Genomic DNA, 24,116 nt, shown 5'->3' with positions numbered 1-24,116 from the left:
CGCGCGGCGCAGCTCGGCGGGATATCTCCCATGTCCTGGCAAAGCTCCATCCTCTCAAGGAACAGAGCCTCCACGAAACTCGGGGCGATTCACTTCACAGACGAGAGCAGCCGTTAGCACGTACTCGGTGCTGTGAGTCAGGCTGAGGATGTCGAGCTTGACACCTTGATCGGTGACGGGGAAGAGATAGATCTCGTAGGTGGTATCGGGCTGCAGCCGATCGACGGTTCGTCTGCTGGCAGTGGTGGCGATCTCGGTCTCGAACCGATCGTCGACTGGCCCGTCGCCGGACTCGAACACGAACACGCGGTAGTGGTTTGGATCGATGCCGTCGGGCGGATCCCAATCCAGCGCGATGGTCGTGCTGGATTGGCCGGTGACCTGGAAGTTCTGTGCCGCGACATCTGGAACCGCGGTCTCCAAGGCCGCGGCTTCGGGAACATCGACACGCAGATTCCGCGAACGCCGGCTCAGCCCATTCGCGTTGCGCGCCTTGACCCGGTAGCCGTAGAAACCTGCTGGCTCCGCAGAACCGCTGTGTTCTCTGGCGTTTCGCAACCCACGATCAGAGCGCCCAATACGACTACGGCCAATTCAGCGGGAGGCGGAACAGGCACAGCTTGCTGGCGTGGGACCTTCGTATGGGGTGCTCTGAACGAATAGTCGCCAACTTTACCGATGACTGAATAATACGTATTATCATTGATCGCTTACGTCTCTGGAACGGGGCGGGTGGAGGTCAATCCTTGGGTGTCTGATGCGCGTGCGTCGAGTGGTTTCGGCAGGCGGCAAGCGAGTGACCAGGAGACGTGGCCGCCGCGATGGCGCAGGTTCTTCAAGGCTCCATTCGGGGGGGCTCATAGGTCTGTGCTAACCGTCGCATCGGCGTGCGCGATCCTCGGGGTTCTGTGGATGAGTGGGGCGGCAGCGACAAGCGCGCAAACGCTGCCGGAGGAGTCGGTGACCAGCAGTGCGGGCGCCACCGAGGCCGAGATCCGCGTGGCCACCGCGGACAGCGATGGCCTGCCAGCGTTGTCGTGGGTTCAGACCGCAGTGGATGTGGACGAGGGCGACGACGCATCCTTGACGGTGCTGCTGTCGTCGGCGAGCTCGTCTGAGGTGACGGTGGTGTACGCGACGTCGGTGGAGCCGGGTGACTCGGCGGTGTCGGGCGATTTCGCGGCGGCGAGCGGAACGTTGACACTTGCGGCTGGCGTGATGTCCACGACGGTGACGGTGGCCACCGCGCACGACAATGTGGACGAGTTCAGTGAGACGTTCACGGTGACGTTGGGCATGGCGACGAATGCGACAGTGAACTCGGGTACGACGTCGGCGACAGTGACGATCGTGGATGATGATCCTGTGCCGAAGCTGCGTATCGGTGATGTGCAGGCCGGCGAGTGCAATTGCGGTGTGACGTTCTCCGTGTCGTTGTTCGATGTGGACGATGCGCCGGTGGTGAGCGGCAAGACGGTGACGGTGGACTACTCCACTGCGGAGCTGTCGGATTCGCGTCTGATGGCGCTGTTGCCGTCGGATCTCGATGGTCGCTTCAGGGCGGACCACGCGGCTCGCGGCGATGTCGATTTCGTGGCGGTGCCGCCTGAGACATTGACGATCCGGCCCGGCAACGACACTGCGACGTTCACGGTCACGTTGCTCGAGGACGCACTCGACGAGTTCGACGAGTTGTTCGAGGTGGTGCTGTCTCTTGCGGTGGAGGCGTCCGTCGATGATGGTGCGGCGCTGGTGGAGATCCTGGACGATGATGCTTTGCCGCAGTTGGTGGTGGGGTTACCGGAACCGGTTGTGGCTGAGGGTGATGGCTCGTTGGCGGTGAATGTGGGGTTGTCGGCTGTCAGCGGGCGGACGGTGGTGGTGGGCTATGCCACGTCGAACATGACCGACGCCGAGTTGGAATCTGTGACGGGGTTGTCAGGGGTGGCGGCCCGTGAGCACGGCGCGGTCGGCGGTACGGACTTCACGGCGGCCTCCGGCAGCGTGGAGTTCGCTCCGGGGGAGGCCTCGGCGAGTGTGAGTGTGGCGTTGGCTGATGATGTGCTCGACGAGTACGACGAGTTGTTTGCGTTGGACCTGGACCCGGTCCCCTATCCCGATGGCACTGGTGTGGCCGCTGCCCAGGTGTTCGTGCCGGTGGGCGACGACGACGAGTTGCCGACGCTGTATCTCGGACCGGACTATCAGGACGCGAGCCCGTTCGAAATATTTGTCACTACTGCGCCGGAGAGCGCGGGGGCGCTGGCGTACCCGGTGACGCTGTCCGTGGTGAGCGGCCGGTCGGTGAGTGTGCATTACCGGGCGGACGGCTCCAATCCCTATCGGGCGCGGCCGTACGAGGATTTCGTGCCGGTTGCCGATCGGTGGGTGCTGGCGCCGGGCAACGACACTGGCAGCATCGTGGTGGAACTCGTCGACGATGTGCGGGAGGAGCCAGGCAACGCCGACGCTCTGGTCCTGTTCGTGAGCGACGCGGAGCACGCGGTGATCGTCGACGGCAACGGCGTAGAGATCACTGGAGGTTCGGTGAACGTGCTGGGCAACATCACCGACGACGACGAAGATCCGCTGTTGAGCATGGACGACATCGAGGTGACCGAGGGAGGCACGGCGCTGGCGACAGTGCAGGTGCTTGACACGCTCACTGAGGAGATCACGGTGCGCTGCACCACCCGCGACGGCACCGCCGTTGCAGGCTCGGATTACAGCGCGTACACCGAGGCGATCATGTTGGGCGCGGGCGATACCAGCTACGAGATCAACGTGGCCACCGCGAGCGACAGCATTGACGAGGACGACGAGACGCTCTCGGTCACATGTAGGCCCAAAAATGTGGGCAACCGCGGTGCTGCCGCCGCGACGGTAACGGTCCTCGACGACGACGACGCGCCGAGCGTGTCGTTCGCGTCGGGCTCTTACAGCGTGAGCGAGGCCACAGCGGCGGAGCGGTTGACGGTTCAGCTCTCTGAGGCCAGCGGACGCGATGTGGCTGTCGCCTACTCCACTGGCGACGGCACCGCGACCGCAGGCGACGACTACAGCGCCGCCGCCGAGTCGGTGGTGTTCGCCGCCGGGGAAACGTCTCGGACCTTCTCAGTGGCGATAATTGACGACGAGGTCGCCGAGGACGACGAGACCTTCACCGTGTCACTGGCCGTCGACGCCGACAACGCCGGCAAGGTCACGCTGCGCTCGCTGAGCACCGTCACGGTGACCGTCACCGACAACGAGGGCGACCCGGCCCTGTCGATCAGCGGTGGCGGTGGTGGCGGCGGTGGGGGCGGCGGCGGCGGTGGGGGCGGCGGCGGCGGTGGGGGACTTTCCGAGAGCACAGCGACATTGATTGTGGCGAATGGGTGGAGTCCGTCCGATATTGGTGTGGCTGCGGCGTTGGCGGCGCGCATGCCGGACTCTGCGGTGGTGTACACCGCTGGTGATCGTTTGTCGGTCGGGGCTCGCGAGTTGCTGGTCGATTATCTGCCTGCGGGCGTGATCGTGATCGGCGGCGAGGCCGCGGTGAGCGACGCGGTGCTGGTGTCGGCGCGTCGCGCGGCGGAGTCCGATTCGGTGGAGCGGATCACCGGCGCGACACGCGCGGACACCGCCGTGGCAGTAGCGCGGCGAATCTTGGGTGGGTCCTCGGCAGGCGGAGCGACAGTGATCGTGGCGAACGGCTGGAGTCCTGCTGACATCGGTGTGGCTGCGGCGCTGTCAGCGCGCACGCCTCGCTCGGCGGTGGTTTATGCGCGGGCGGACGTGTTGTCGGTGGCGACTGCTCAGCTGTTGCGTGACGAGCAGCCGACTCGGGTGGTCATCGTCGGCGGCACAGCCGCAGTGCATCCTGCAGTGGAATCGGAGATCCGCGCTGCTGTGCCCGGCGTTGCTGTCGAGCGCGTCAGCGGAGCCACACGCGCGGGAACAGCCGCCGTGGTGGCGCGCCGTTTCTTGGGTCCGCCGGAGTCGGGTGTGTTCGACGAGTTGACGATCATCGTGGCGAACGGGTGGAGCCCGCCTGACATTGGGGTGGCGGCGGCGCTGTCGGCGCGTACCGAGGGCTCGGTGGTGCTCTACACCGAAGCGGGGCAGCTGTCGCCGGAGGCCGAGGCGGTGTTGCGCGACTATCAGCCGGCGCGGGTGGTGTTCGTCGGTGGCCCGGCGGCGATCACCAGCATTGCCAAGAACCAGACCCGTTCGGTGGTGCCTGATGCCGCTGCGCCGCGCTACAGCGGGTCGACACGAAGCCAGACCGCCGCGTTCGTCGCCCGCCGCATCCTCGGCAACCCCTAAGAAGGCACTTCCCCCGTGGGCCGGTCAGTTGGCTAAGACGGGGGTGGTTCCTGCGGAGTGAACGCCACCTCACCCATCGTCGCAGCACCCCCAGGCCCCGTGGTCCCGCCGGTGGGTTGCGGACAGCGACTGGAGGTCATCGTGTCTGAGGAAGATCGGTCCCGGCTCTACGCTTGGTTCCGTGAACACACCGATGAGCCGCTCGCTGAATACCTGATGTCGTGCTTGGCCCCAGCGCCGCTCTCGGATCTGGTCACCAAGGCCGATCTGCGCTCGGTCAAGGCCCACCACTACACGGTGGTCGGCTTCATCGTGGCACTGTTCGTGGCAAATCTCACCATCTTGTAGATCTTTGTAACAAGTCTGATCGTGTTCTCGTTGACGCCATCGTCACCGGTAAGCCTGAATTCACCGATTGGTGGGTGTGTGGGGGTGGTCGCGTCCGCGAAAAAGGCTTCCTGATCTGCGGCGATTGTGATGTTGGAAGTCACGTTCGTCTCAAACACAGGAGGCACTTTTTGTGTCTGGATCATCGCGCAGGCTGGACCGGTTCGCAACGACGGTTGATCATGAGGGCCTAGTGGCCAACGCGGGCCTGATCCTGGCGGGAACGCTGATCGCCCGTTTGGGCCTGTCGGCGCTGATCGAGCGGTGGGTGCGCACGGGTTCGGCGAACCCGGGCCCCAAGATCCTCGACGCGGTGCTGTCGCGCACGCTCGCTCGTGCATGGGGGCTGGGCGCGGAGAGCGTCTGACACTCCCTCCCGTTCGAAGACATATACGGAATCCGCGAGAACGCCGAATCTGGCAACAACCACATCAAGGACGAACTCCGCGATCGCCGAGCAAACGTGGTCGGACGAACCAACTTCCTCTTCAAACTGTTGTGCGTCTGAGTTTGCCGCGGAGGGTCCACCGTGGAATGAACCAAGTCTGATCGTGTTCTCGCTGACGCGTGAAGGAGCATCAGATGACTGTCAGCGAGGGTCGGCGTCGACCGAAGAAGCTGTCCGCGGAGACGAAGTGGGAGATCTACTTGCAGGTCACGGGCGGAGAGATCACCCAGGCCGACGCGGCCCGGAAGTGGGGGGTCGATGTGTCGACGATCATCTCCATCCGCCGGACGGTGAAGGACTGTGATCGAAGACCTCATCGACGCCGACCCGGTCCCGGTCGCCGAGATCATCGCCGACACCCACTACGGATCGGGGCCCACCCGTCAAGCGATGGCCGACCGAGGCATCGACCTCGTCGCCCCCGCCCAGCCGATCCCGACCCGCGGCGACAAGCTCACCAAAGCCGACTTCGACATCGACCTCGAAGCAGCGACGGTCACCTGCCCGCAAGGAAACACCGCACCCATCCCGCCGCCGAACGGCGCCAAACGGCGCCAGGTGCGGTTCGCGGCAACGGATTGTTCAGCATGCGAGCTCAAGCCCCGATGCACCACACGCGACGGCGGCCGCATCATCGAGATCAACCCCCACGAAGAACTCCTCGCCCCCGCAAGAGCACAACGCCACGAACCCGAGTTTCTCGCCAGATACCGATTGCGATCCCAGGCCGAACGCAAGATCGCCCAGATCAAGTCCCGCACCAAAAACGTCCCCTGGCGCGGCCTCGACAAGGCCAACCTGTGGCTCGACCTGCGCATCGCCGCCCTCAACCTCGACCGCGCCGGCCGCCTCGGCATCATCAGGTAAAACACCCGCCCCGACCGGCGACCCCGGGCCCCACTGGCCGACCGACGATGTGCCTGGGCATCATCAGGCAGAACACCCGCGCCCAACCCACCCCGAACCACCAACCAGACAACCGCGCACGCTCAACAAACAACACACACCACACCCCAATTGCCGACCACCCTCCTAGGCCGCCAACCACCCGAACTAAGCTCCAAATCTCTCCAAGTGCCCGAATTTCGCACAGAATTTCGCACACTCGCCCCGCCCTCGAGCGGCTGTGCGAAATTGGGTTTCCCCAGGTCAGCGAGTTTCGCACATGGCTCCACAGAACGCGTTTGGCCTGTTTGCAGAACGCGTTATTGACAAAACCGCAGGTCAGGGTGGCGCGGAGGGCGAGATTCCGGTCGGTTTCGCTTGATTCCAGAGCATGGCCCGGGTGGCACGGCACCTGTGGGTGCCCGATATTCGGACGTGAGTGCTGACCAGGCACGATGTGCTGCGATTCTCGTGCCTCGTGTTTCGCATTCTGTGCCGCTTCCTCGCGGCGCTGGCCGGTCTGGCCGTGCGCTCGGGCCGTTCCAAGGATCTTGAGATCATCGTGTTGCGCCACCAACTGACGGTGCTGCGCCGGCAAGACAATCGGCCCCAGCTCAACCACAACGACCGGACCCTGCTGGGCGCGATCGCCGCTGAGGTTCGCCGGCTGGTCATCGACATGGCCACCGACAACCCCACCTGGCGACAACGCCGCATCCACGGCGAACTCACCGGTCTCGGCCACCAGGCGGGAGCATCCACCGTCTGGCGGATTCTCAAGTCCCACGGCATCCATCCCGCCCCGCAACGCGCCAACGTGAGCTGGAACCAGTTCCCACGATCCCAAGCCGCGGTCGCCTGCGACCTCGCGACCATCGACACAGCCCTACTGCGCCGCTACTACCTGCTGTTCTTCATCGACGCCTTCGACGAGATCTTCCGAACCGAAGGCCTCAAGATCCTCAAGACCCCCGCCCACACCGCCATAGGCGGACCACCCGCCGGCCGCGTCAACACTCATGCTGTTGGGGCTCTGACGTCGAGGATTCGGGACATCGGCCGTGTGGATGTCCAACCTCTGCGGCCTGCAAATGGCACTGCGGGTTTGCTGGCGCGGATTCCCGACTCTGTTGTCGGGCTAGCTGTCGGTACTGTGAGTCAGGCTGAGGATGTCGAGCTTGACACCTTGATCGGTGACGGGGAAGAGATAGATCTCGTAGGTGGTATCGGGCTGCAGCCGATCGACGGTTCGTCTGCTGGCAGTGGTGGCGATCTCGGCCTCGAACCGATCGTCGACTGGCCCGTCGCCGGACTCGAACACGAACACGCGGTAGTGGTTTGGATCGATGCCGTCGGGCGGATCCCAATCCAGAGCGATGGTCGTGCTGGATTGGCCGGTGACCTGGAAGTTCTGTGCCGCGCCCTCGGTGATGTCGACGACCACGATCTCAATTGTCTGATCGATGGAGACTTCACGGCCTTGGGAGGTCGCGGTGATCCGGATGCCGAGGGCGAACGAGCGTGGCGGGGGTCGTTCCTCGTAGTCGAGGCGATCGTAGGACACGATGAGACCGCCCGAGCTGGCGTCGAGGTAGTCCCAGTCGGTGTTGTAGCCCGCGCCGTCGCCCTCGTAGTCGAGAGGTTCGAAATCGTAGGTGACAGTGCCTGTGGCGCCAGTGTCCAGAGCTTCGATCTGATGGGAAAGGCTCGTGTTCTCATTGATGTAGACCGTCGTGGAATTCGTGACGCTCAACGCGCTGAGGGGCTCACCCTGTGCCGCGACATCTGGAACCGCGGTCTCCAAGACCGCGGCTTCGGGAACATCGACACGCAGATTCCGCGAACGCCGGCTCAGCCCATTCGCGTTGCGCGCCTTGACCCGGTAGCCGTAGGAACCTGCTGGCTCCACTGTCTCGTCGGTATAGGTGGTCCCGGAGACACCGCTCGCTATGAGGTGGAACACCCCGAGCGCGTCCTCGCTCCGGTCGCGGCGCAGCACGGCGTACCCGGTGACCGAGGAGTCCCCGGCGTCTGCCCACGAGATCGTGACCGAATTCGACGAGACCGAGTCGAGCACGGGCCGCGCCGGGCGATCCGGCGCGCCCGGGGCGGCCATCGCCGAAGATGCCGGCACCAGCAGCACCGCCGACACGCTCAGAAACCCAAACACGGCGATCCGACGCCGCAGACGCACCATGCGCATTGACCTGCACCTCCCCGAAGCGGGTGACACGCCGTCATTCCAGAGACGTGCCAATAATCATTACTACTTGACAGGGCGCACGTTACATCCCGCCCACCGTGATAGTACTAGTGACTATTCACCGGGCCGCGGCGGGGCCATGACGTATCTTGTAGCGACTACTCGCATTCGTAGTCTTGTTCTCAGATGACACGGAGCTTGCGATCCTCCACGGTGGCGCGAATTGTGTCGACTGTCGCCGTCGCGCTCATTCTCGCGGGCGTCCTGTATTGGCGTTCGCAGGCGTCGCAGCCTCCGGGCGAAGCCTCCGAGGGAGCCATCGTGCGGGCCGGCGCCCCACACGTCGCTGATGATCTCGAGGCGTTCGAGAGCCAAAGCACGACACTTGGGGCCGCCGATTCAGCCGAATTGCCGGTTCTCGCGACCACGAACCCCGCAGCAGCGCCTGGTGGGACATTGCCTGAGACAGACCTCCGTGACGAATCACGTGCCGTGCCTGACGCGGTTTCTTCGGGGTTGACCGATGCGAAAGACGACAAATTCGAGCCGCTCGATGCCGAGTCTGACGGCGCCGAGTCCAGGTCGCCTAAGCAGGAATTGGCGCCGTCTGCGCAATTGGAGACCTACACCTGGCATGACGGCGCCCGGACCATCAAGGTGTGGCTCGATCCGAACCTGGCCGTGGTGCCCGGCGGCGACGACGTGTCACGAGACGACATCGTCGCCAGCGTCGGTGAAGACGTCGTGGTGCGTGGCGAAGCCGCTGCGGCTGCGCCGGTGAAGGGCGACCCGGTGTTCTGGTCCGACTCGGGAGAGCTGATGGCACTGCCTGGGGGGGCCGTGGTAGTGCTCGATGCGAGCTGGGACACTGCTGCAGTCGATGGGTTCTTTGAGCGCAACGGCGTCGACACGGGTCGTCTCTCCGAATTGGACTTCGTTGCGAACGGCTTCTACATCACGACCGACCCGGGTCTCGCGTCGCTGGAACTCGCGAACGCACTGGCCTCCCATCCCGGCGTCGAGCTGTCGAGCCCCGACTGGTGGATCGAACGCGTCGCCAAGTGATGGTCACCAAGTGGTGCCAGTCCCCCGCCTGACAACAATGATTGCCCGATGCACCACCCTCGCCGACGGTTGACGTCGGGATGGTGCTGGGCTCTGGCCGAGGGTCGATACTGATAGTTACTACTATTTAAGTGTGACAGGCGCAGTTCAACTGTTCGCGTCCGCGCGCACACTGCGCAGACGCCGTCGGATGCTCGTGCTTGCCGCCGTGGTGGCAGTGGCGTGCTTGGCGAGTGTCACGCACTTGGCGGGCGCGCAAACGCAGACCGCGCCGAGCATCACTTCGGTCACCGCCGGCGACACAGCGCTGACCGTCAGCTGGAGCGCTCCGAGCGGCGTCGCCGAAGCCGACATCGTCGCCTACGACCTGCGATACATCGAGACCTCAGCAGACGAAACCGTCGATGCGAACTGGTCGACGCTCTTTCGCGCATGGACCGAAGGCCCGCTGCACTATGTGCTCACCGACCTGACGAATCAGGTCGAATACCAAGTCCAGGTCCGCGCAATCACCCCGACCACTGGCGAATGGTCCACGAGCGAGACCGGGCAACCGGCCGATCACGGCGACATTCGTGCCGACGCGACCACCATCGAACTCGAGGTGCCCGTCGGCGGCCGCATCGCCACGTCGACCGATGTCGAGTACTTCCGCATCAGAGTGAACAGCCAGATCAGCCTGCATATGTACTCGACCGGCACGACCGAGCTGGACGGAACGCTGCTGAGCTCTTCGGGCTCTGTGATCGCGTCCGGCATCCCGGCCGAGCATCTCAGCGGCGCCAACAACTTTCTTGTCGGCAGAACGCTGTCGTCAGGCACGTACTACCTCAAGGTGGAAAGCCGAGACGGCGACACAGGGGCGTACGTGGTGCACACGAGCCTCGTCACCCGCGGTGCCGATTTCGACAATGCCGTACCCGTCGAAGTCAACAGCGTCACCTACGGCGTGCTCGGGCCCAGCGGCACCACCCGCGACTACTACGAACTGAAGCTTGAGCGCTCGACGGATCTGCTCATCCGCGCTCCAGGACCTGCCTACGACACCTTCGGAGAGGTGTACAACAGCGACGAGGAACTCGTCGTCGACAACGACGACGGGGAGCTGACCGAACGCTTCGCATTCGCGATCCGCGTTCGACTCGACGCCGGAACTCATTTCCTTGCGGTACGCGGCTACGGCGACAACTACATCGGCACCTACGTGATGCATGTGCACGAAGTGGACGAGCCTGGCTCGACTCCCGACACTGCCAAATCTCTGGCACTCGGCGACGCCGCTGGGGGGACGATCGCATCGGCCACCGACGAGGACTACTTCCGCGTCGTGGTGCCGGAGACCACGATTGTGGAGTTCCGAGCCTTCAGCGAGGGCGTTGCCCTCAACGGCGCTGTCTTTGACGCCAGTCTCAACGTCGTGCCGGGCAGCACCTCTCAGATCTACTTCGGTTACGAAGACCGCCGGGGCGTGAGCATGAATCGCGAACTGAAGGCGGGCACGTACTACTTCCGTGTCGACACGCGGGGGTGGGAACCCGACGGCCGCGGTCAGAGCACAGGTGCCTACGCGGCCTCAGTATCCGAGAGCCTCAACTACCGAGCACTCCGCACGCGCTGCGGTTCGCCGCCGTCGGGTGTTTCCGATCCCCTCGTTGGGTGCCAGTGGCATCTGGACAACACAGGCCAATTCAGCGACACAGCAGGCGAGGACATCAACGTGCTCGATGCCTGGTCGGAGACGACCGGTTCGCAGGTGAACGTGGCGATTGTGGATTCCCGGGTCGACTTCGACCACCAGGACCTCTTCGCCAACGTCGACACGTCGGGGAGCCACGACTACGTCTCGACTGTCGGCGGCACGAGCAGTGCGGGCTACCACGGCACCGCTGTCGCCGGCATCGTCGCGGCACGTGACAACAGTTTCGGGGTGCGCGGGGTCGCGCCCAGAGCGAGTATCCGCGGTTTCAACCTGCTCAACGCGTTCTCCCTTCGCAACGAAGCCGATGCGATGTCCCGCAATGCCAGCACCACCCATGTGTCCAACAACAGCTGGGGGCCTAGCGACGACGGACTGCACCACCGGGCTTCGCGTTTGTGGGAATTGGCGGTCGAGTCCGCGCTGACGACCGGTGCAGGGGGACGAGGCACGTTCTACGCGTGGGCCGGCGGGAACGGCGAGGACAGCGACAACTCGAACCTCGACGAGTACGCGAACTTCTGGGGCGTCACCGCAGTGTGCGCAGTCAGCCACCGAGGCAAACAGACGTGGTACTCCGAATCGGGCGCGAATCTCTGGGTCTGCGCACCGTCAAGTGACGGCTACGGGGATCCGGGAATCACCTCGACGAGCACCGACGGGCTCTACACCACCGGATTCGGCGGGACGAGCGCCGCCGCCCCCCAAGTCTCCGGAGTGGCGGCGCTCGTGCGCAGCGTCAACCCGCAGCTGACGTGGCGAGACGTGAAACTGATTCTTGCTGGATCTGCACGCCACAACGATGCAGCCGACACAGGCTGGCTGGCCGGCGCAACCAAGTACGAGGCATCGGCCGACAGCTACGAGTTCAACCATCGCTACGGATTCGGCGTCGTCAACGCAGCCGCAGCGGTGACGCTTGCGCAGGACTGGGTCAATGTGCCCGAACTGGCCACCGAGTCAGGCGATTCGACAGGCGCGGCGCTCAGTCTCGGGGACCGTGGCACCGTCGAGTCAAGCATCGAGCTCGGTTCGGGGGTGCAATTCACCGAGTTCGTCGAAGTCAACATCGTCATGGACGCTCCGAACTTCAGAAGCCTCGAACTCGAACTGGTCTCGCCCACTGGCACGGTGTCGGATCTGCTCGTCGCCGACACGGGTCGCTCGTACGGGGTGCGACTGCAGGCCGACGACGGCGCCTTCCGGCTGGGCTCGGCACGGCATCTCGGCGAAGACCCCAGCGGCACATGGACCCTGCGTGTGCACGACCGGGAATCAGGAGGCGGTGTCGCTCGCCTGTGGTCGTGGTCCATCACGGCGTACGGGCATCGCCAGACGCCCGGCCCGCCGGCCATAACCGCTATTGACGGCGTGACCGACCCGCTCACCGTGACGTGGCAGGCGCCACTGCGCGCCGGGCGTTCGACAATCACGAGCTACGACCTGCGCCACATCTCCAGCGACTCCGCCGACGAGGCCGACGACGCTGCGTGGACGCTGATCACCGGCGCATGGACATCGGGCACGCTGGACTACACCATTTCCGGGCTGGCCCAGGGCGACACGGTTGACATCGAGGTCCGAGCTGTCAGCGCCGACGGGGCGGGCGCATGGTCGCCGACAGCGCAAGGGCAAGTGGGCGGCGACGCCTCGGCACCGCGCTTCGACCCGGGAGAGAACGGCGTGCGCACCGTCACGGAGAACACCCCGTTGGCCACCGGGGTCGGCACCCCTATTCAGGCGAGCGACGACGACGGCGACGTTCTGACGTATGCGCTCAGCGGCGTCGACGCCGCTGCTTTCAGCATCGATGACGACGGCCAACTGCGCACCAGCCGCGAGATCAACTACGAGTCGCAGCCTCGCTACTCCTTCGAGGTGAACGTCGTTGACGAAGACGGCTTCAGCGACCAGCTCCAGGCGACCGTCAGCGTGATCGATGTCAACGAATCGCCTCGGCTCCTGGGGTTCCCGTCCCATACTCACCCAGAGGAATCCGTCGCTGCCATCGGCATTTACCGCGCGGCAGATCCAGAGGACGATGATCTGACCTGGTCAGTCTCGGGGCCGGATGCGGATCGTTTCGCCATTGATGACACCGATCTCGACCCTTTCAGACTCTTTCTGTTCGGTTCTCACGCGGAACTGAAGTTCGCCGACCCTCGCGACTTCGAGCGCCCCGGCGATACCGACGAGGACAACGTCTATGAGGTCACCGTCGAACTCTCCGACGCAGAGCACACAGCGACGCTGGATGTGCAGGTGACCCTCTACGACATCGACGAGCCGACCGAGCTGAGCGGCCCCACCGCAGTCATCCACTCTGAGAACGACACGACAGACGTTGCCCAGTTCACTGCGACCGATCCCGAAGGCGACCGCATCCGCTGGAGCCTGTCAGGCACTGACGAGGATCTGTTCTCCATTGTCAGCGGCACCTTGGCATTCCTTGAACCGCCTGACTTCGAAGAACCCGATGACCAGGATTCGTCCAGCGATCTCGACACCAGCATCAAGGGCGACAACGTCTACGACATCGAGGTGTGGGCCTGGGACGACCTGAGGGCGACCGTTCTGCCGGTGACCGTCGTGGTGACGAACGTCGACGAGCCCCCGACAGTGACGCTCACGTCGCGCCAGCCCGTGGTGGGCAGCGCCATCACCGCAGCACTCGCCGACCCCGACGGGGACATCACCGGACTCGATTGGAGCTGGCAGTCATCGACCGATCGCGCCGTGTGGGGATCCATCTTGGGTACCGACGCGACCTATACGCCGGTCATCGCCGACACCGGGCGCTATCTGCGGGTCAGCGCGTCGTACGCCGACGGTCACGGGCCTTCTGCCAAGACCGCTCGGCGGGCCACAGCCGACGTCGTTCGCTCCACTGCGCCGACGAATCTGTTCGCATTCTTCGAGCCCAGCGAGACTGGAGGCCGCAGCGTGGCAGAAAACGCTGCTGCGGGCGCGAGCGTGGGAACCCCCGTAGCTGCCTCCGACGCTGACGGCGACAGCTTGACCTATTCGCTCAGCGGCACTGATGCGGAGGTGTTCGACATCGTGACCACGACAGGCCAGCTTCGCACCACCGTCGTTCACGACTATGAAGCCGCCAAGCGGCGCTACTCGCTGACGGTCTCGGTCAGCGACGGCAAGGACGCCGACGGGAACGCCGACCCAGCGATCGACGACTCGATCCCGGTCACGGTGGTGATCGCCGATGTGAACGAGGCACCGACGCTGAGCGGCCCCGCCGCCTCCGAGAGCGTCGAAGGAGACCGTTATGCCGCCCAGTTCGTCGCGACTGATCCCGAGAACCGTTACCTGCGCTGGGAGCTGAGCGGTGCCGATGAACGAGAATTCTGGATCAGCTCCGGCGGGGAGCTGACGTTCCGATTCACGTCCGATCATGAGAGGCCCTACGACTCGAATCGGGACAACGTGTACGTGCTGCAGGTCTCGGTCTCCGACGGCGTCCACACAAGACGCCTCAATGTCACCGTCACCGTCACCGACGTGAACGAGAGACCCGCCCTGTTCTTGTATCCGGCGAGCGTGCGCGAGAACACCACCGACGTACAGGCCTTGTATGTCTGGGAACCTGAGGGCGACGAGCTGACCTGGACGCTGTCGGGTCCGGATGGGTCGGCACTGCTCGTCCACGGTGAGAACCTCCTGAGCTTCCGTTCGCCGCCTGACTTCGAGGCTCGCGGTGACAGCAACAGCGACAACGTCTACGAGATCACGCTCTCGGTCAGCGACGGGGAACACACTGTCGTGCGCGACCACACGGTGACCGTGAGAGATGTCGATGAGGTGCCCGAGATTTCGGGCGAGACCAGTCCCACGTTCAACGAGGGTCGCACCGGTCTGGTGGCCAGCTACAGCGCAACCGATCCCGAGGGCGTCACGGCAGCCTGGACGCTCGGAGGCGTCGACGCCGGCGCATTCGCGTTGTCGTCCCAAGGCAACCTCAGCTTCGTCGTGACGCCTGACTTCGAGGCTCCCGGCGACGCTGACCGCAAGAACGACTACCGCGTGCAGCTCACTGCTTCGGACGGGGCGAACACCACAACCGAAGATGTGACAGTCAGCATCGTCAATGTCGATGAGCCAGGCACGCTGGCGCTGTCCTCGATTCATCCTCAGTCCAGCGTCGAGCTGACGGCAACGCTGAGCGACCCCGACGGCGCAGTCGCGGAAGTGACATGGTCATGGGAGCGCAGTTCGACGGGCCTGGCGCCGTGGAGCACGATCATCGGCGCCGATGACTCGACGTACACGCCGACAACTGTCGGCGACTGGCTGAGAGCGACGGCTTCGTACCGTGATGCGCAGAGCGCCAACAAGAAGTCGGCCAGCGCCACGTCAGCCGACGAAACACGAGCTGCTCCGCCGATAAACCATGCGCCGGTGTTCCCTGGCTCGGAGACGGGGGCTCGCGAGGTGACGGAGAACTCGGCCCCAGGCCAATTCGGCGCTGCGGTCACCGCAGTCGACCAAAACAACGACCCGTTGACGTACTCGCTGGTCAACGCAGACACTGCGGTGTTCGCCGTCGATCCCTCGTCAGGCCAGCTGCGGACACTCCTGCCCCTCGATCGCGAGGCGAAGGCGTCGTATTCGTTCAAAGTCCGAGCCGAGGATCCCGCCGGCAAATTCGACGAGATCAACGTCACTGTCGTTGTGGTGAACGTGGACGAGCCTCCGTCGCTGCGCGGCCCCACGACCGCCAACGTGGCCGAGGAGGGCAGCCGGGAGGTTGCCCGCTACTTCGCCGACGACCCTGAGCGCAATGCGGTGACTTGGTCCCTCGCCGGAACCGATGCCGACCCGTTCAACATTTCAGGCGGCACGCTCCGCTTCGATGACCTGCCCGACCACGAAGCACCTGCCGACGACAACGGCGACAACCTCTATGTCGTGACGATCGTGGCTTCCGATGGAGATCTTCAGACACAGCAGAACGTCATAGTCACGGTCGTCGCTGTCGATGAGGCGCCGTTGATCACCGGCGACTTCGACGTCGAGCACGCCGAGAACTCGGCGGCTGTGGGCGTCTATCGAGCGTCCGACCCTGAGGGCGGCGATGTCGAGATTTCGCTCGAGGGCGACGACAGCGATGTGCTGGCCCTCACCGAGGCCGGGACGCTGGCCTTTGTGCAGGTCCCCGATTTCGAGGATCCCGTTGATGCAAACGGCGACAACCGGCTGCAGTTCGCGCTCGTTGCGACCGACGGCCACAACGTCGCGAGACAGCCGATGACGATCAGGATCACCAACGCTGACGATCCGGGCGCGGTGACGCTGTCGACCCAGGAGCCACAGGTCGGTACTTCGGTCGGTGCAGTTCTGGAGGATCCCGACGGCTCGCTGTCGTCTGTCTCGTGGCAGTGGAGCACCTCGGCGGACCGTACCGACTGGATCGACATTGCCGGGGCGACCTCGTCGCGCTACACGCCGGCGGACGACGATGAAGGCCTCTATCTGAGGGCAGCCACGACCTATACCGACCATCACGGTCCCCAGAACACCGCGCACGATGACTCTGCCGAGCCAGTGCTCAAGCCTGCCGGACCTGTGATTCAAACGGGGACTGGCGGCGGCGGCGGCGGTGGTGGTGGTGGTGGCGGCGGCGGCGGCGGCGGCGGTGGCGGTGGCGGTGGCGGTGGCGGCGGCGGCGGCGGGTTCGCTGAGAGCACGGCGACGCTGATTGTGGCCAGTGGCTGGAGCCCGTCCGACATCGGCGTGGCCGCGGCTCTCGCGGCCCGAACCGCGGACTCTGCGGTGATCTATACCGCCGGAGACCGGTTGTCGACGGCGGCGCGCGAGGTGTTGTCTGACTACCTGCCGGCGGCGGTGGTGGTCATCGGCGGTGAATCGGCGGTGTCGGCTGGGGCAGTGACGGCGATGCGGCGTGCCTCGCAGGTGGACGCGGTGACTCGTATCACTGGTGCGACGCGTGTCGACACTGCCGCGGAGGTGGCGCGGACGATCCTGGAGGTTTCAAAGGCGGGTCCCGGCGGTGCGACGGTCATCGTCGCGAACGGGTGGAGCCCGCCCGACATCGGCGTGGCCGCTGCACTGTCGGCGCGCACGCCGCGTTCGGCGGTGGCCTACACCGATCGGCGCAAGCTGTCGGACCCGACGCGAGAACTGCTGAGCCGTCATCGCCCCGACCGCGTGGTGATCGTGGGCGGCACCGCTGCGGTGTCCGACGACGTCGAGGCAGCGATCCGCAGTGTCGTGCCAGCAGCGCTCATCGAGCGTGTCAGCGGTCAGACCCGCACCGGCACCGCAGCAGACGTGGCGCGCCGCTTTTTGGGGCCGCCCGCCTCGGGTGGGTTCGACGAGCTGACCATCATCGTGGCGAACGGGTGGAGCCCGCCCGACATCGGCGTGGCCGCTGCGCTGTCGGCGCGCACGGCGGGCTCAGCGGTGCTCTACACCGAAGCAGGGCGGCTCTCGCCCGAGGCCGAGGCGGTGCTGCGCGACTATCAGCCTGCACGTCTTGTGTTCATCGGCGGGCCCGCGGCGATCACCACCGGCACCAAGAACCAGGGCCGCGCTGTGGTGCCCGACGCCACAGCACCGCGTTACAGCGGAGCGACACGCACCCAAACAGCAGCATTCGTCGCCCGCCGCATCCTCGGCAACCCCTAAGAATCACCCGATCTGGAGGCGGCTGTCGGCCCATTCCTCACCCGACAGCCAACTGACCAAGCCAACTGGACCAGCGCTCAAGTCACTGTCACTTTGACGGACTCATGAACTGTGTTGGTGAATCGCCCCGGGCGTCTCCGGCGGCTCGTCCACATCGACGACCTCGATAGTCATGAGCTGCGTGGTGATGAGTGCTCGCGTCCCGGTGCCGCTGGTCACCTCGACGTTGATCCAGTACTTCGACTGGGCCTCGAAGTCCAGACTCGCACCCGGCGCCAGCGTCAGAAGACCCGAGTTGTCGATCACGAAGCTGTGCCTGTCCTCGCCGATCCCGCCGATCACCGCGAAGCCCACCACGTTGTCGAGGGAATCGGCATCTTCCGCGGTGACCGTGTAATTGAGCGCAGCGTTCTCATCCACGAGCACGAATGGCGAGTTCGTGAACCTGGGTGGCGTGTTGGCCGCGAGCGTGGTGACCGATTTCGACGCGGACCACGAGCCGGTTCCCTCTGCGTTGCTGGCGCGAACCTGGAACTCATACCTCGAGAGCTCGACGAGGCCGGTGATATCAGCCGTGTGGGTGTCGTCGTTGTGCGGCCACGGCGCGAACGGGCCGGAGCCGCCCTGACGGTATTGCACGTCGTAGTCGGTGATCTGCGGGCCGGTGTTGTCAGGCTCGGCCCAATTGATCGTCACAGACGTGGCCGTCACGTCCGACACCGTCGGCCGCGACGGCGCGGCGGGAGCCTCGTTATCGACGTCATTCACCGTCACTTGGACTACGCCGTTGTCCGTCGTCAGCTCCCTTGTGCCGGTGCCGCTGGTGACCGCAATCTCCAAGCTCCAAGCGTCTTCTTCCTCATAGTTCAATGGATCGACCGAGGTCAGCCGGCCGGCGTTGGTGATCGAGAACTTGTCCGTGTGATTCAGCAGCTCGAAACGCACGATGCGGTCGCGGTCAGCATCGACCGCGGTGACCAAATGCGACAGCCTGGTGTTCTCCGGGACCGTCACGGGGCCCAAGACCTCGTATTGCGGCGGTTCGTTCAGCCCGCTCCCCGTCACGGTCGTCCCGCCGCCGCCGCTTCCTCCACCGCCTCTGCTGCCTCCGCCGCCGCGGCTGCCGCTGCCGCCGCTGCCGCCTCCGCCGCCGGTTTCTGGTTCGTCGACGATGGCGAGGTACGCGTCCACTGCGGCCTGTGACACCGCGGCGTCGCCGCCGAACACGTACAGCGTCACCGTCCCGGTTGTTCGCGCTCGCACACGATCAACGAAGCTCGCCGTGATAGTGGGCACCCCGTCAGTCTCAGCGAGCACCAACGGCGCGCACTGACGCGCCAGCAGCGGCGCGGCGCCCAACGAGTCGAACGGCACCCGCGCACGCGCCAAACTCACACGATCCCCGCCGAAACACCCGCCCCCGAAACGCTCCCCGGCAAACGCAGCGAACTTCGTCGCAGTCCCAAACCGCGTCGCGCCTGCTATGCGATCCACCGAGATGCCCAACCCGGCGATCGCGTTCTCCACCTCAGCGCTCAAAGCAGCAGTCCCGCCCATCAGCACCACACGCCGCACCCCAGCAGACGCCAGATACCCAGCCACCCCAGCATGCAGACCATCGGGCGGCGTCAACAGCACCGGCAAAGTGCCACGCGCCGACAACGGCCCCGCCACCAACGCATCAGCGAACACCTCACCGCTGGCCACGATCGCCGTCGCACCCGAAATGCCCAACACACCCGGCGCGCCCAAACGACGCGCCACCGCCACACCCGTCAGATACTGATCCGCGCCGCCCACACGCTCCACCACAACACCCGCAGCACCCAACTGCTCATCCACCGCAGCATCCACACTGGCGCCCGTCGAGACCACCAACGCCCGCGACACACCCACACGAGCCAAAAAACCCAACGCATCCGCCCGCACACCGCCAGGCGGCGTCAACAACACCGGCGCACCCAAACGGCCCGCCACCGACAACGCCACCACCGCGTCATGCCAACCCAACCCCGACACCAACACCACCCACTCCAACGACCCACCCGCATCAGCAGCCACCGCCTCAGCCACCAACAACGACGTCGCATACCGATCCGCACCCCCATACCGCACCACCTCAACCGACCCCGCCGACTGAGCCGACACCCCAGACACCGGCACCACACCCACCAAACAGCACACCACCAACACAACAAACAAACGCCGCCACATCCGCAGCATGCTAGATAGTCCAGCAATAACAACTACTACTAGATCTGTCGGACGGCACTTCCCCCCGCTGTCGAGCAACCCGCATGTGTGGTTACGGCCCGCCTCGGCTGGTGCAGCGAGGCGCGCTGCAGTTGCCGTGCGGTCGGCGCCTTCGATTCAGGTAGCGCCGTTCCGGCTGCCAATCTGCAGACGCTGCGGACCTACTGCCCCGCGTCATCCCCGCCCGTGTGAGCAGGTCCGCCGGCACGCCGGCTTCGCGCCAGGTGGCGTACGCGATGCCTTTTCGGGTGCCGAAATTCTTGGCGTGAGTGACAAACACGTCTTCGACAGCGATCATGTCGGGCCCAGCTTGGAGGTGAGCGAGATGCTCGTCGATATCGCGGCGGTCTTGCATCAGTTCGAGTCGCCTAATCGGCTTCAGGGGATCGGCGGCAAGCTGAGCATCGACACAAGTGCATACCGGAGGAGTCACGCTGATGGGTTCACGCCGGATTGACAACGACGAGACAGGCACGAGAAGCGCCGCACGCGCCTGAGGGCGGATCGAGATTGTCGTCCCTCCTTGTGGCCCTGGCCGGCGGCATCGCCGCCATGCTCGGCAACGATGGTTGCTCTTGTCATAAGAACCGCTATTGTCGTACCTCATGCTTATTTTTTCTCGTTTTGTCCGCGTCGTCGTAGCGGCCGCCTTGGCGGCAGCGTTCTTGCTCGCCACTCCGCAGGTCGCGTCCGCTGACCACGCTGACGGCCACAAGAGCCCCGTCGCTAGCCAACTCGGCGATATTTGCGGTGCGGCCGAGACCGACCAGTACGACGCCGACGGCGACCTCATAGTGGATGCCGACGGCAACCCCGTAACTGTCACCCATCTGATGACGTACCAATTGGTGAAGGTCCTAGGTGAACGAGACCCGATTGTTGCGTGTGCGGCCTCGAACACGGTTGCACGTCCAGATTCGACGCTCCAGGACAACCTCGGCCTGTCGCCGCGCAGCAACGAATCATTCAAGGACTATCAGCGGCGCTGCTCGGAGAAGTTTTTCAACAACAGGTACGCGTTCGAGCTCGATGACGCTGTCACCACCCTGATTGGGTGCGTCGCCCTTCACTATCGATAGAGCGAGGGGCTGTATCTAGTCATCGCTTCGCGGTCGGATGCGGGGAACGCGTGCGATTGACATTGAACTGTCGCTCCTCGAACACGGCGGTGCGATTGCGTTTCCTGCTTGCGGTGTTGATCTTGGCGACGGCGTTGCCTCTGATGCCTGCGGCGGCGGGGGCGCATTCTGGCGAGGCCGGCGCGGGACTGCGCCTGTGGGGCCAGGACCGGTACGAGACGTCGTTGGCGGTGGCGCAGCGATTTGTGCTGGAGTCCGGCGGCAGCATCGACGCGGCTGTGGTGGTCTCGGGTGTGTCGTGGCAGGACGCGGTGATCGCTTCGGGTCTCGCGGGTTCGCTCGACGCTCCGGTGCTGCTGTCCCGCCCCGACGGGCTGTCGCGCGAGGCGAAAGCACTGTTGGTCGATGCGGGCGTGTCACGGGTGGTCGTCGTGGGCGACGCCGACTCGGTTTCCGACGATGCTCTGGCCGACTTTGCAAGCCTCGGCTCGGTCGAGCGGGTGACGGCCGCTGATCCGTCGGCCGCGTCGGTTGCCGTGGCCCGGCGACTGGGAGCGCCTGGCGAGATGGCGACTCATGGCCGCACGGTTGTGGTGGCCAGCTCGGAGGTGTTCGCGGACTCGTTGGTGGCAGGCGGCTTCTCGGCCCGAGGCCGGCACCCGGTGCTGCTCACAGCGCCTGACGCACTCGATGTCGGCGTGATGTCCTATGTTGCGAGCAGCGGCGTTCAGCATGCGGTCGTCATGGGCGGCACCGAGGCGGTGTCTGCGCAGGTGCAGGCCGATCTCGAAGCGTCGGGCGTCGCGGTGACTCGTCTGGGCGGTGACGACCGCTTCCATACCGCTCGGTTGGCGGCAGAGTTCCTCGAAGGCAAGTATTCGGCCACAGCTACGCCAAGATGCTTCGATCGATCCACCGTGGGTCTGGCGACGGCGCGGGTTCCATTCGATGCGTTGAGCGCAGGGCCATTGCTCGCCAAGCTGTGCGCGCCGTTGCTGCTGAGCGATCCTGGCGAGATCGACCCGGCGACCGCCCAGTGGATCAACGCGCGCACCCACACGGTGGTCGCCTTCGGCGGTACGGCGGCAGTGTCGGCCGAAGCGCTTGCCGCTGTCAGCTTCGAGGCGGCGCTGTCGAACGTGCGCGCCGCCGCGGCGGACCAGCGTGACCGGATTGTGGCGGAGCTGGCCGCCAACATCGGCGACGGCACCTACGGCGTCGGCGACGACGGCGTCCTGCGTGGTCCCGCAGGATTCCAGGTCGATCTCGGCGAGTGCCCCGACGGTTGGGATGACGACGCGGGCATCACCGACGCCCAGATCCGCATCGGCTACCCCGCTGCGCTGTCGGGCGACATCCCCGCATATGCCGGTATCGCTGCTGGCATGGCGGCCTACTTCGACTGGGTGAACGAGAACGATCCCGTCGCGGGCAGGCACGTCACGCTCGTCGACGCTGCGAGCCCCGATGCGAACACCCAAGATCCCGAAACGGCCGTCGACAGCATTCTTGCTGGCACGAATGTGTTGTCCCTGCTCACGCTTCGATCATCGACCGCGTTAGCGGTGTACGACCGGATCAACGACCTGTGCGTCCCCCATCCATTCGTGCAGTCGGCTCTCGCGGCGTGGGGCGACCCGCAGCTGCGCCCATGGACCACCGGTTCCAGGATGTCCTACCCGACCGAAGCGCTCCTGTGGGGCGCCTGGATCGAAACCAACCTCAGCGCCGAGCTGCCCGTGAGAGTCGGGGCCGTGGTGATGGACAACAGCTTCGGCCGGGTCTACGAGGACAGCTTCGCGGCGTGGGCGGAGGCCAACCCAGCCGTCGTGTCCGAGTTCGTAGCGGTCAGGCATCGCCCCGCAGAGATCACTGCCGAGCACATGAGGACGATCGCGAACGCCGAGCCCGACGTGATCATCGCGATGACTGCCGGCACGACATGCGCCTCGGCGATGCGGCTCGCCGACAGCACCGGGCTCGCCAGCGCCATCCGTTCACGCGAAGGCGCAATGCTCACATCGTCGATCTGCGACAACATCGAAGCGTTCGTAGCTCCGGCAGGCAGGACAGCCGACGGTTGGTGGATCGTCGACGGCGGCGTCAAGCCCCACCTCGACCCGTACTTCGCCAGCGAACCGTTCATCAGGCTCGCCTACAACAGCATCGAAGCCACCGGGCTCGACGTGACCGACCCGCGGCACTACGACGGCTACCTGCTCGCATACCCCTACGTGGAAGCGCTGCGCATCGCCGAGGCTCTGCCCGGCGGCCTGAGTCGCACCAATCTCATGCTGGCCGTACGCGCATTGGACATCGATCATCCGCTGCTGCGAGAAGGCGTCCGGTTCCGGCTGAACGGCGCCGCCGACGCCTACCCCGTCGAAGCTTCGGCACTCAGCCGATTCGACGCCGATTCACAGCGGTGGATCGTCACCGGACCGGTCATCGACGTCGATGGGCAAACGCCGCCATGCCATTGGAGCAGCAGCACGTTCGGTGACACGATTCCCAGCTGCGGGACAACGACACTCGACCGGCTGACCGAGCTTGAAGCCAGCGGCGCAGCCGGCCCTCTTCGCTTGACGTACTCGCAGGCACAGACGCATCGCACCGACCGGCTCAGCCCCCAGCATCAGCTCAAGCCCGGCTACTGGCAACCGACCCAGGAATCCTCCTGCGCCTACTGGGACATCGCTGCAAGTGAACTCAAAGAAGGCGACGAACCCGGCGTCGGCGTCGTGCGCGTCAACGGCGAAGAAATCCCATTCGACCAGATGACCCGCATCAGGCTCGAACACGGCGACACGCTGACGATCGGCACACTCAGCGGCGCCGACAACGGCGCGACATCCTGCCACTGGCAATGGACCGCCGAACTCGGCTGATTCGCAGCCCAGCGTGATGTCGATGCGCAAGCCTTCGCCAATGGAGCGACATTCAGGTCCCTGTAACTAGACATAATAACCATTATTGTCCGATCCAATCGGTTCGATAGTTTTACTGGGAATTGCCGCTCGTGCGCTACTTCAAATCAACGTCCAACTGGGACTTATGACACCGGGGCATCCGATTGATAATAATAGGAACTGTTACCAGTAGGCAATGTCGTGGTATCTCGTGGCAGCT

At 65.0% G+C, this 24,116-nt stretch carries 14 protein-coding genes; 9 read left to right on the top strand and 5 right to left on the bottom strand.

Annotated features, from left to right (window positions below):
* Positions 1–54: 54 nt before the first annotated feature.
* Positions 55–558, bottom strand: a complete 504-nt coding sequence (locus ACOOHB_RS18085) for a fibronectin type III domain-containing protein (protein ID WP_420446190.1) — start codon at positions 556–558, stop codon at positions 55–57.
* Between the two features lie 354 nt (positions 559–912).
* On the opposite strand from ACOOHB_RS18085, the gene ACOOHB_RS18080 reads away from it, so the two are divergent.
* From ACOOHB_RS18080 to ACOOHB_RS18065, 4 genes are all read left to right on the top strand, one after another.
* Positions 913–4,308: a Calx-beta domain-containing protein gene (locus ACOOHB_RS18080; RefSeq protein WP_420446189.1), complete on the top strand. Its 3,396-nt coding sequence runs from the start codon at positions 913–915 to the stop codon at positions 4,306–4,308.
* Between the two features lie 141 nt (positions 4,309–4,449).
* Positions 4,450–4,656, top strand: a complete 207-nt coding sequence (locus ACOOHB_RS18075) for a hypothetical protein (RefSeq protein WP_420446188.1) — start codon at positions 4,450–4,452, stop codon at positions 4,654–4,656.
* A gap of 172 nt (positions 4,657–4,828) precedes the next feature.
* Positions 4,829–5,062, top strand: coding sequence for a hypothetical protein (locus tag ACOOHB_RS18070; RefSeq protein ID WP_420446187.1), 234 nt, complete (start codon positions 4,829–4,831; stop codon positions 5,060–5,062).
* Positions 5,063–5,443: 381 nt separating this feature from the next.
* Positions 5,444–6,010 (top strand): transposase, encoded by a 567-nt coding sequence (locus ACOOHB_RS18065; protein ID WP_420446186.1) that lies wholly within the window; start codon positions 5,444–5,446, stop codon positions 6,008–6,010.
* Here the strand turns inward: ACOOHB_RS18065 and ACOOHB_RS18060 are convergent.
* The 3 genes from ACOOHB_RS18060 to ACOOHB_RS18050 all read right to left on the bottom strand — a co-directional run bounded on the left by ACOOHB_RS18060 (position 6,003) and on the right by ACOOHB_RS18050 (position 8,231).
* The gene (locus ACOOHB_RS18060) at positions 6,003–6,773 is read right to left on the bottom strand and encodes a hypothetical protein (protein ID WP_420446185.1); all 771 of its coding nucleotides are present in this window, start codon (positions 6,771–6,773) and stop codon (positions 6,003–6,005) included. The two genes, ACOOHB_RS18065 and ACOOHB_RS18060, sit on opposite strands and share 8 nt — an antisense overlap.
* A 141-nt stretch (positions 6,774–6,914) precedes the next feature.
* Positions 6,915–7,049 (bottom strand): hypothetical protein, encoded by a 135-nt coding sequence (locus ACOOHB_RS18055; protein ID WP_420446184.1) that lies wholly within the window; start codon positions 7,047–7,049, stop codon positions 6,915–6,917.
* A 117-nt stretch (positions 7,050–7,166) separates the two neighbouring features.
* Positions 7,167–8,231 (bottom strand): fibronectin type III domain-containing protein, encoded by a 1,065-nt coding sequence (locus tag ACOOHB_RS18050; RefSeq protein ID WP_420446183.1) that lies wholly within the window; start codon positions 8,229–8,231, stop codon positions 7,167–7,169.
* Positions 8,232–8,417: 186 nt separating this feature from the next.
* Here ACOOHB_RS18050 and ACOOHB_RS18045 point away from each other — a divergent pair, with 186 nt between their 5' ends.
* Both ACOOHB_RS18045 and ACOOHB_RS18040 read left to right on the top strand, forming a co-directional pair.
* Positions 8,418–9,296, top strand: a complete 879-nt coding sequence (locus ACOOHB_RS18045) for a hypothetical protein (RefSeq protein ID WP_420446182.1) — start codon at positions 8,418–8,420, stop codon at positions 9,294–9,296.
* A 133-nt stretch (positions 9,297–9,429) separates the two neighbouring features.
* Complete coding sequence (locus ACOOHB_RS18040) at positions 9,430–17,655, top strand: S8 family serine peptidase (protein ID WP_420446181.1); 8,226 nt, start codon at positions 9,430–9,432, stop codon at positions 17,653–17,655.
* Positions 17,656–17,757: 102 nt separating this feature from the next.
* Here the strand turns inward: ACOOHB_RS18040 and ACOOHB_RS18035 are convergent, their stop codons facing one another.
* Complete coding sequence (locus ACOOHB_RS18035) at positions 17,758–19,869, bottom strand: cell wall-binding repeat-containing protein (RefSeq protein WP_420446180.1); 2,112 nt, start codon at positions 19,867–19,869, stop codon at positions 17,758–17,760.
* Positions 19,870–20,173: 304 nt separating this feature from the next.
* Between ACOOHB_RS18035 and ACOOHB_RS18030 the strand changes: the two genes are divergently transcribed.
* The 3 genes from ACOOHB_RS18030 (at position 20,174) to ACOOHB_RS18020 (ending at position 23,875) form a co-directional block, all read left to right on the top strand.
* Positions 20,174–20,365 carry a hypothetical protein gene (locus ACOOHB_RS18030; RefSeq protein WP_420446179.1) on the top strand — a complete coding sequence of 64 codons (192 nt, stop codon included), beginning with the start codon at positions 20,174–20,176 and terminating at the stop codon, positions 20,363–20,365.
* Between the two features lie 148 nt (positions 20,366–20,513).
* A complete protein-coding gene (locus ACOOHB_RS18025) occupies positions 20,514–20,987 on the top strand; it encodes a hypothetical protein (RefSeq protein ID WP_420446178.1) in 474 nt (157 codons plus the stop codon).
* Between the two features lie 50 nt (positions 20,988–21,037).
* Positions 21,038–23,875: a cell wall-binding repeat-containing protein gene (locus ACOOHB_RS18020; RefSeq protein WP_420446177.1), complete on the top strand. Its 2,838-nt coding sequence runs from the start codon at positions 21,038–21,040 to the stop codon at positions 23,873–23,875.
* The last annotated feature ends 241 nt before the right edge of the window (positions 23,876–24,116 follow it).

Origin of the sequence: Candidatus Poriferisodalis sp., from assembly GCF_965215815.1 — a bacterium.
In the GTDB taxonomy this organism is placed as follows: domain Bacteria; phylum Actinomycetota; class Acidimicrobiia; order Acidimicrobiales; family Poriferisodalaceae; genus Poriferisodalis.
The sequence above is the reverse complement of the archived record's forward strand: the minus strand, read 5'-3'. Positions and strand labels throughout refer to the sequence as shown.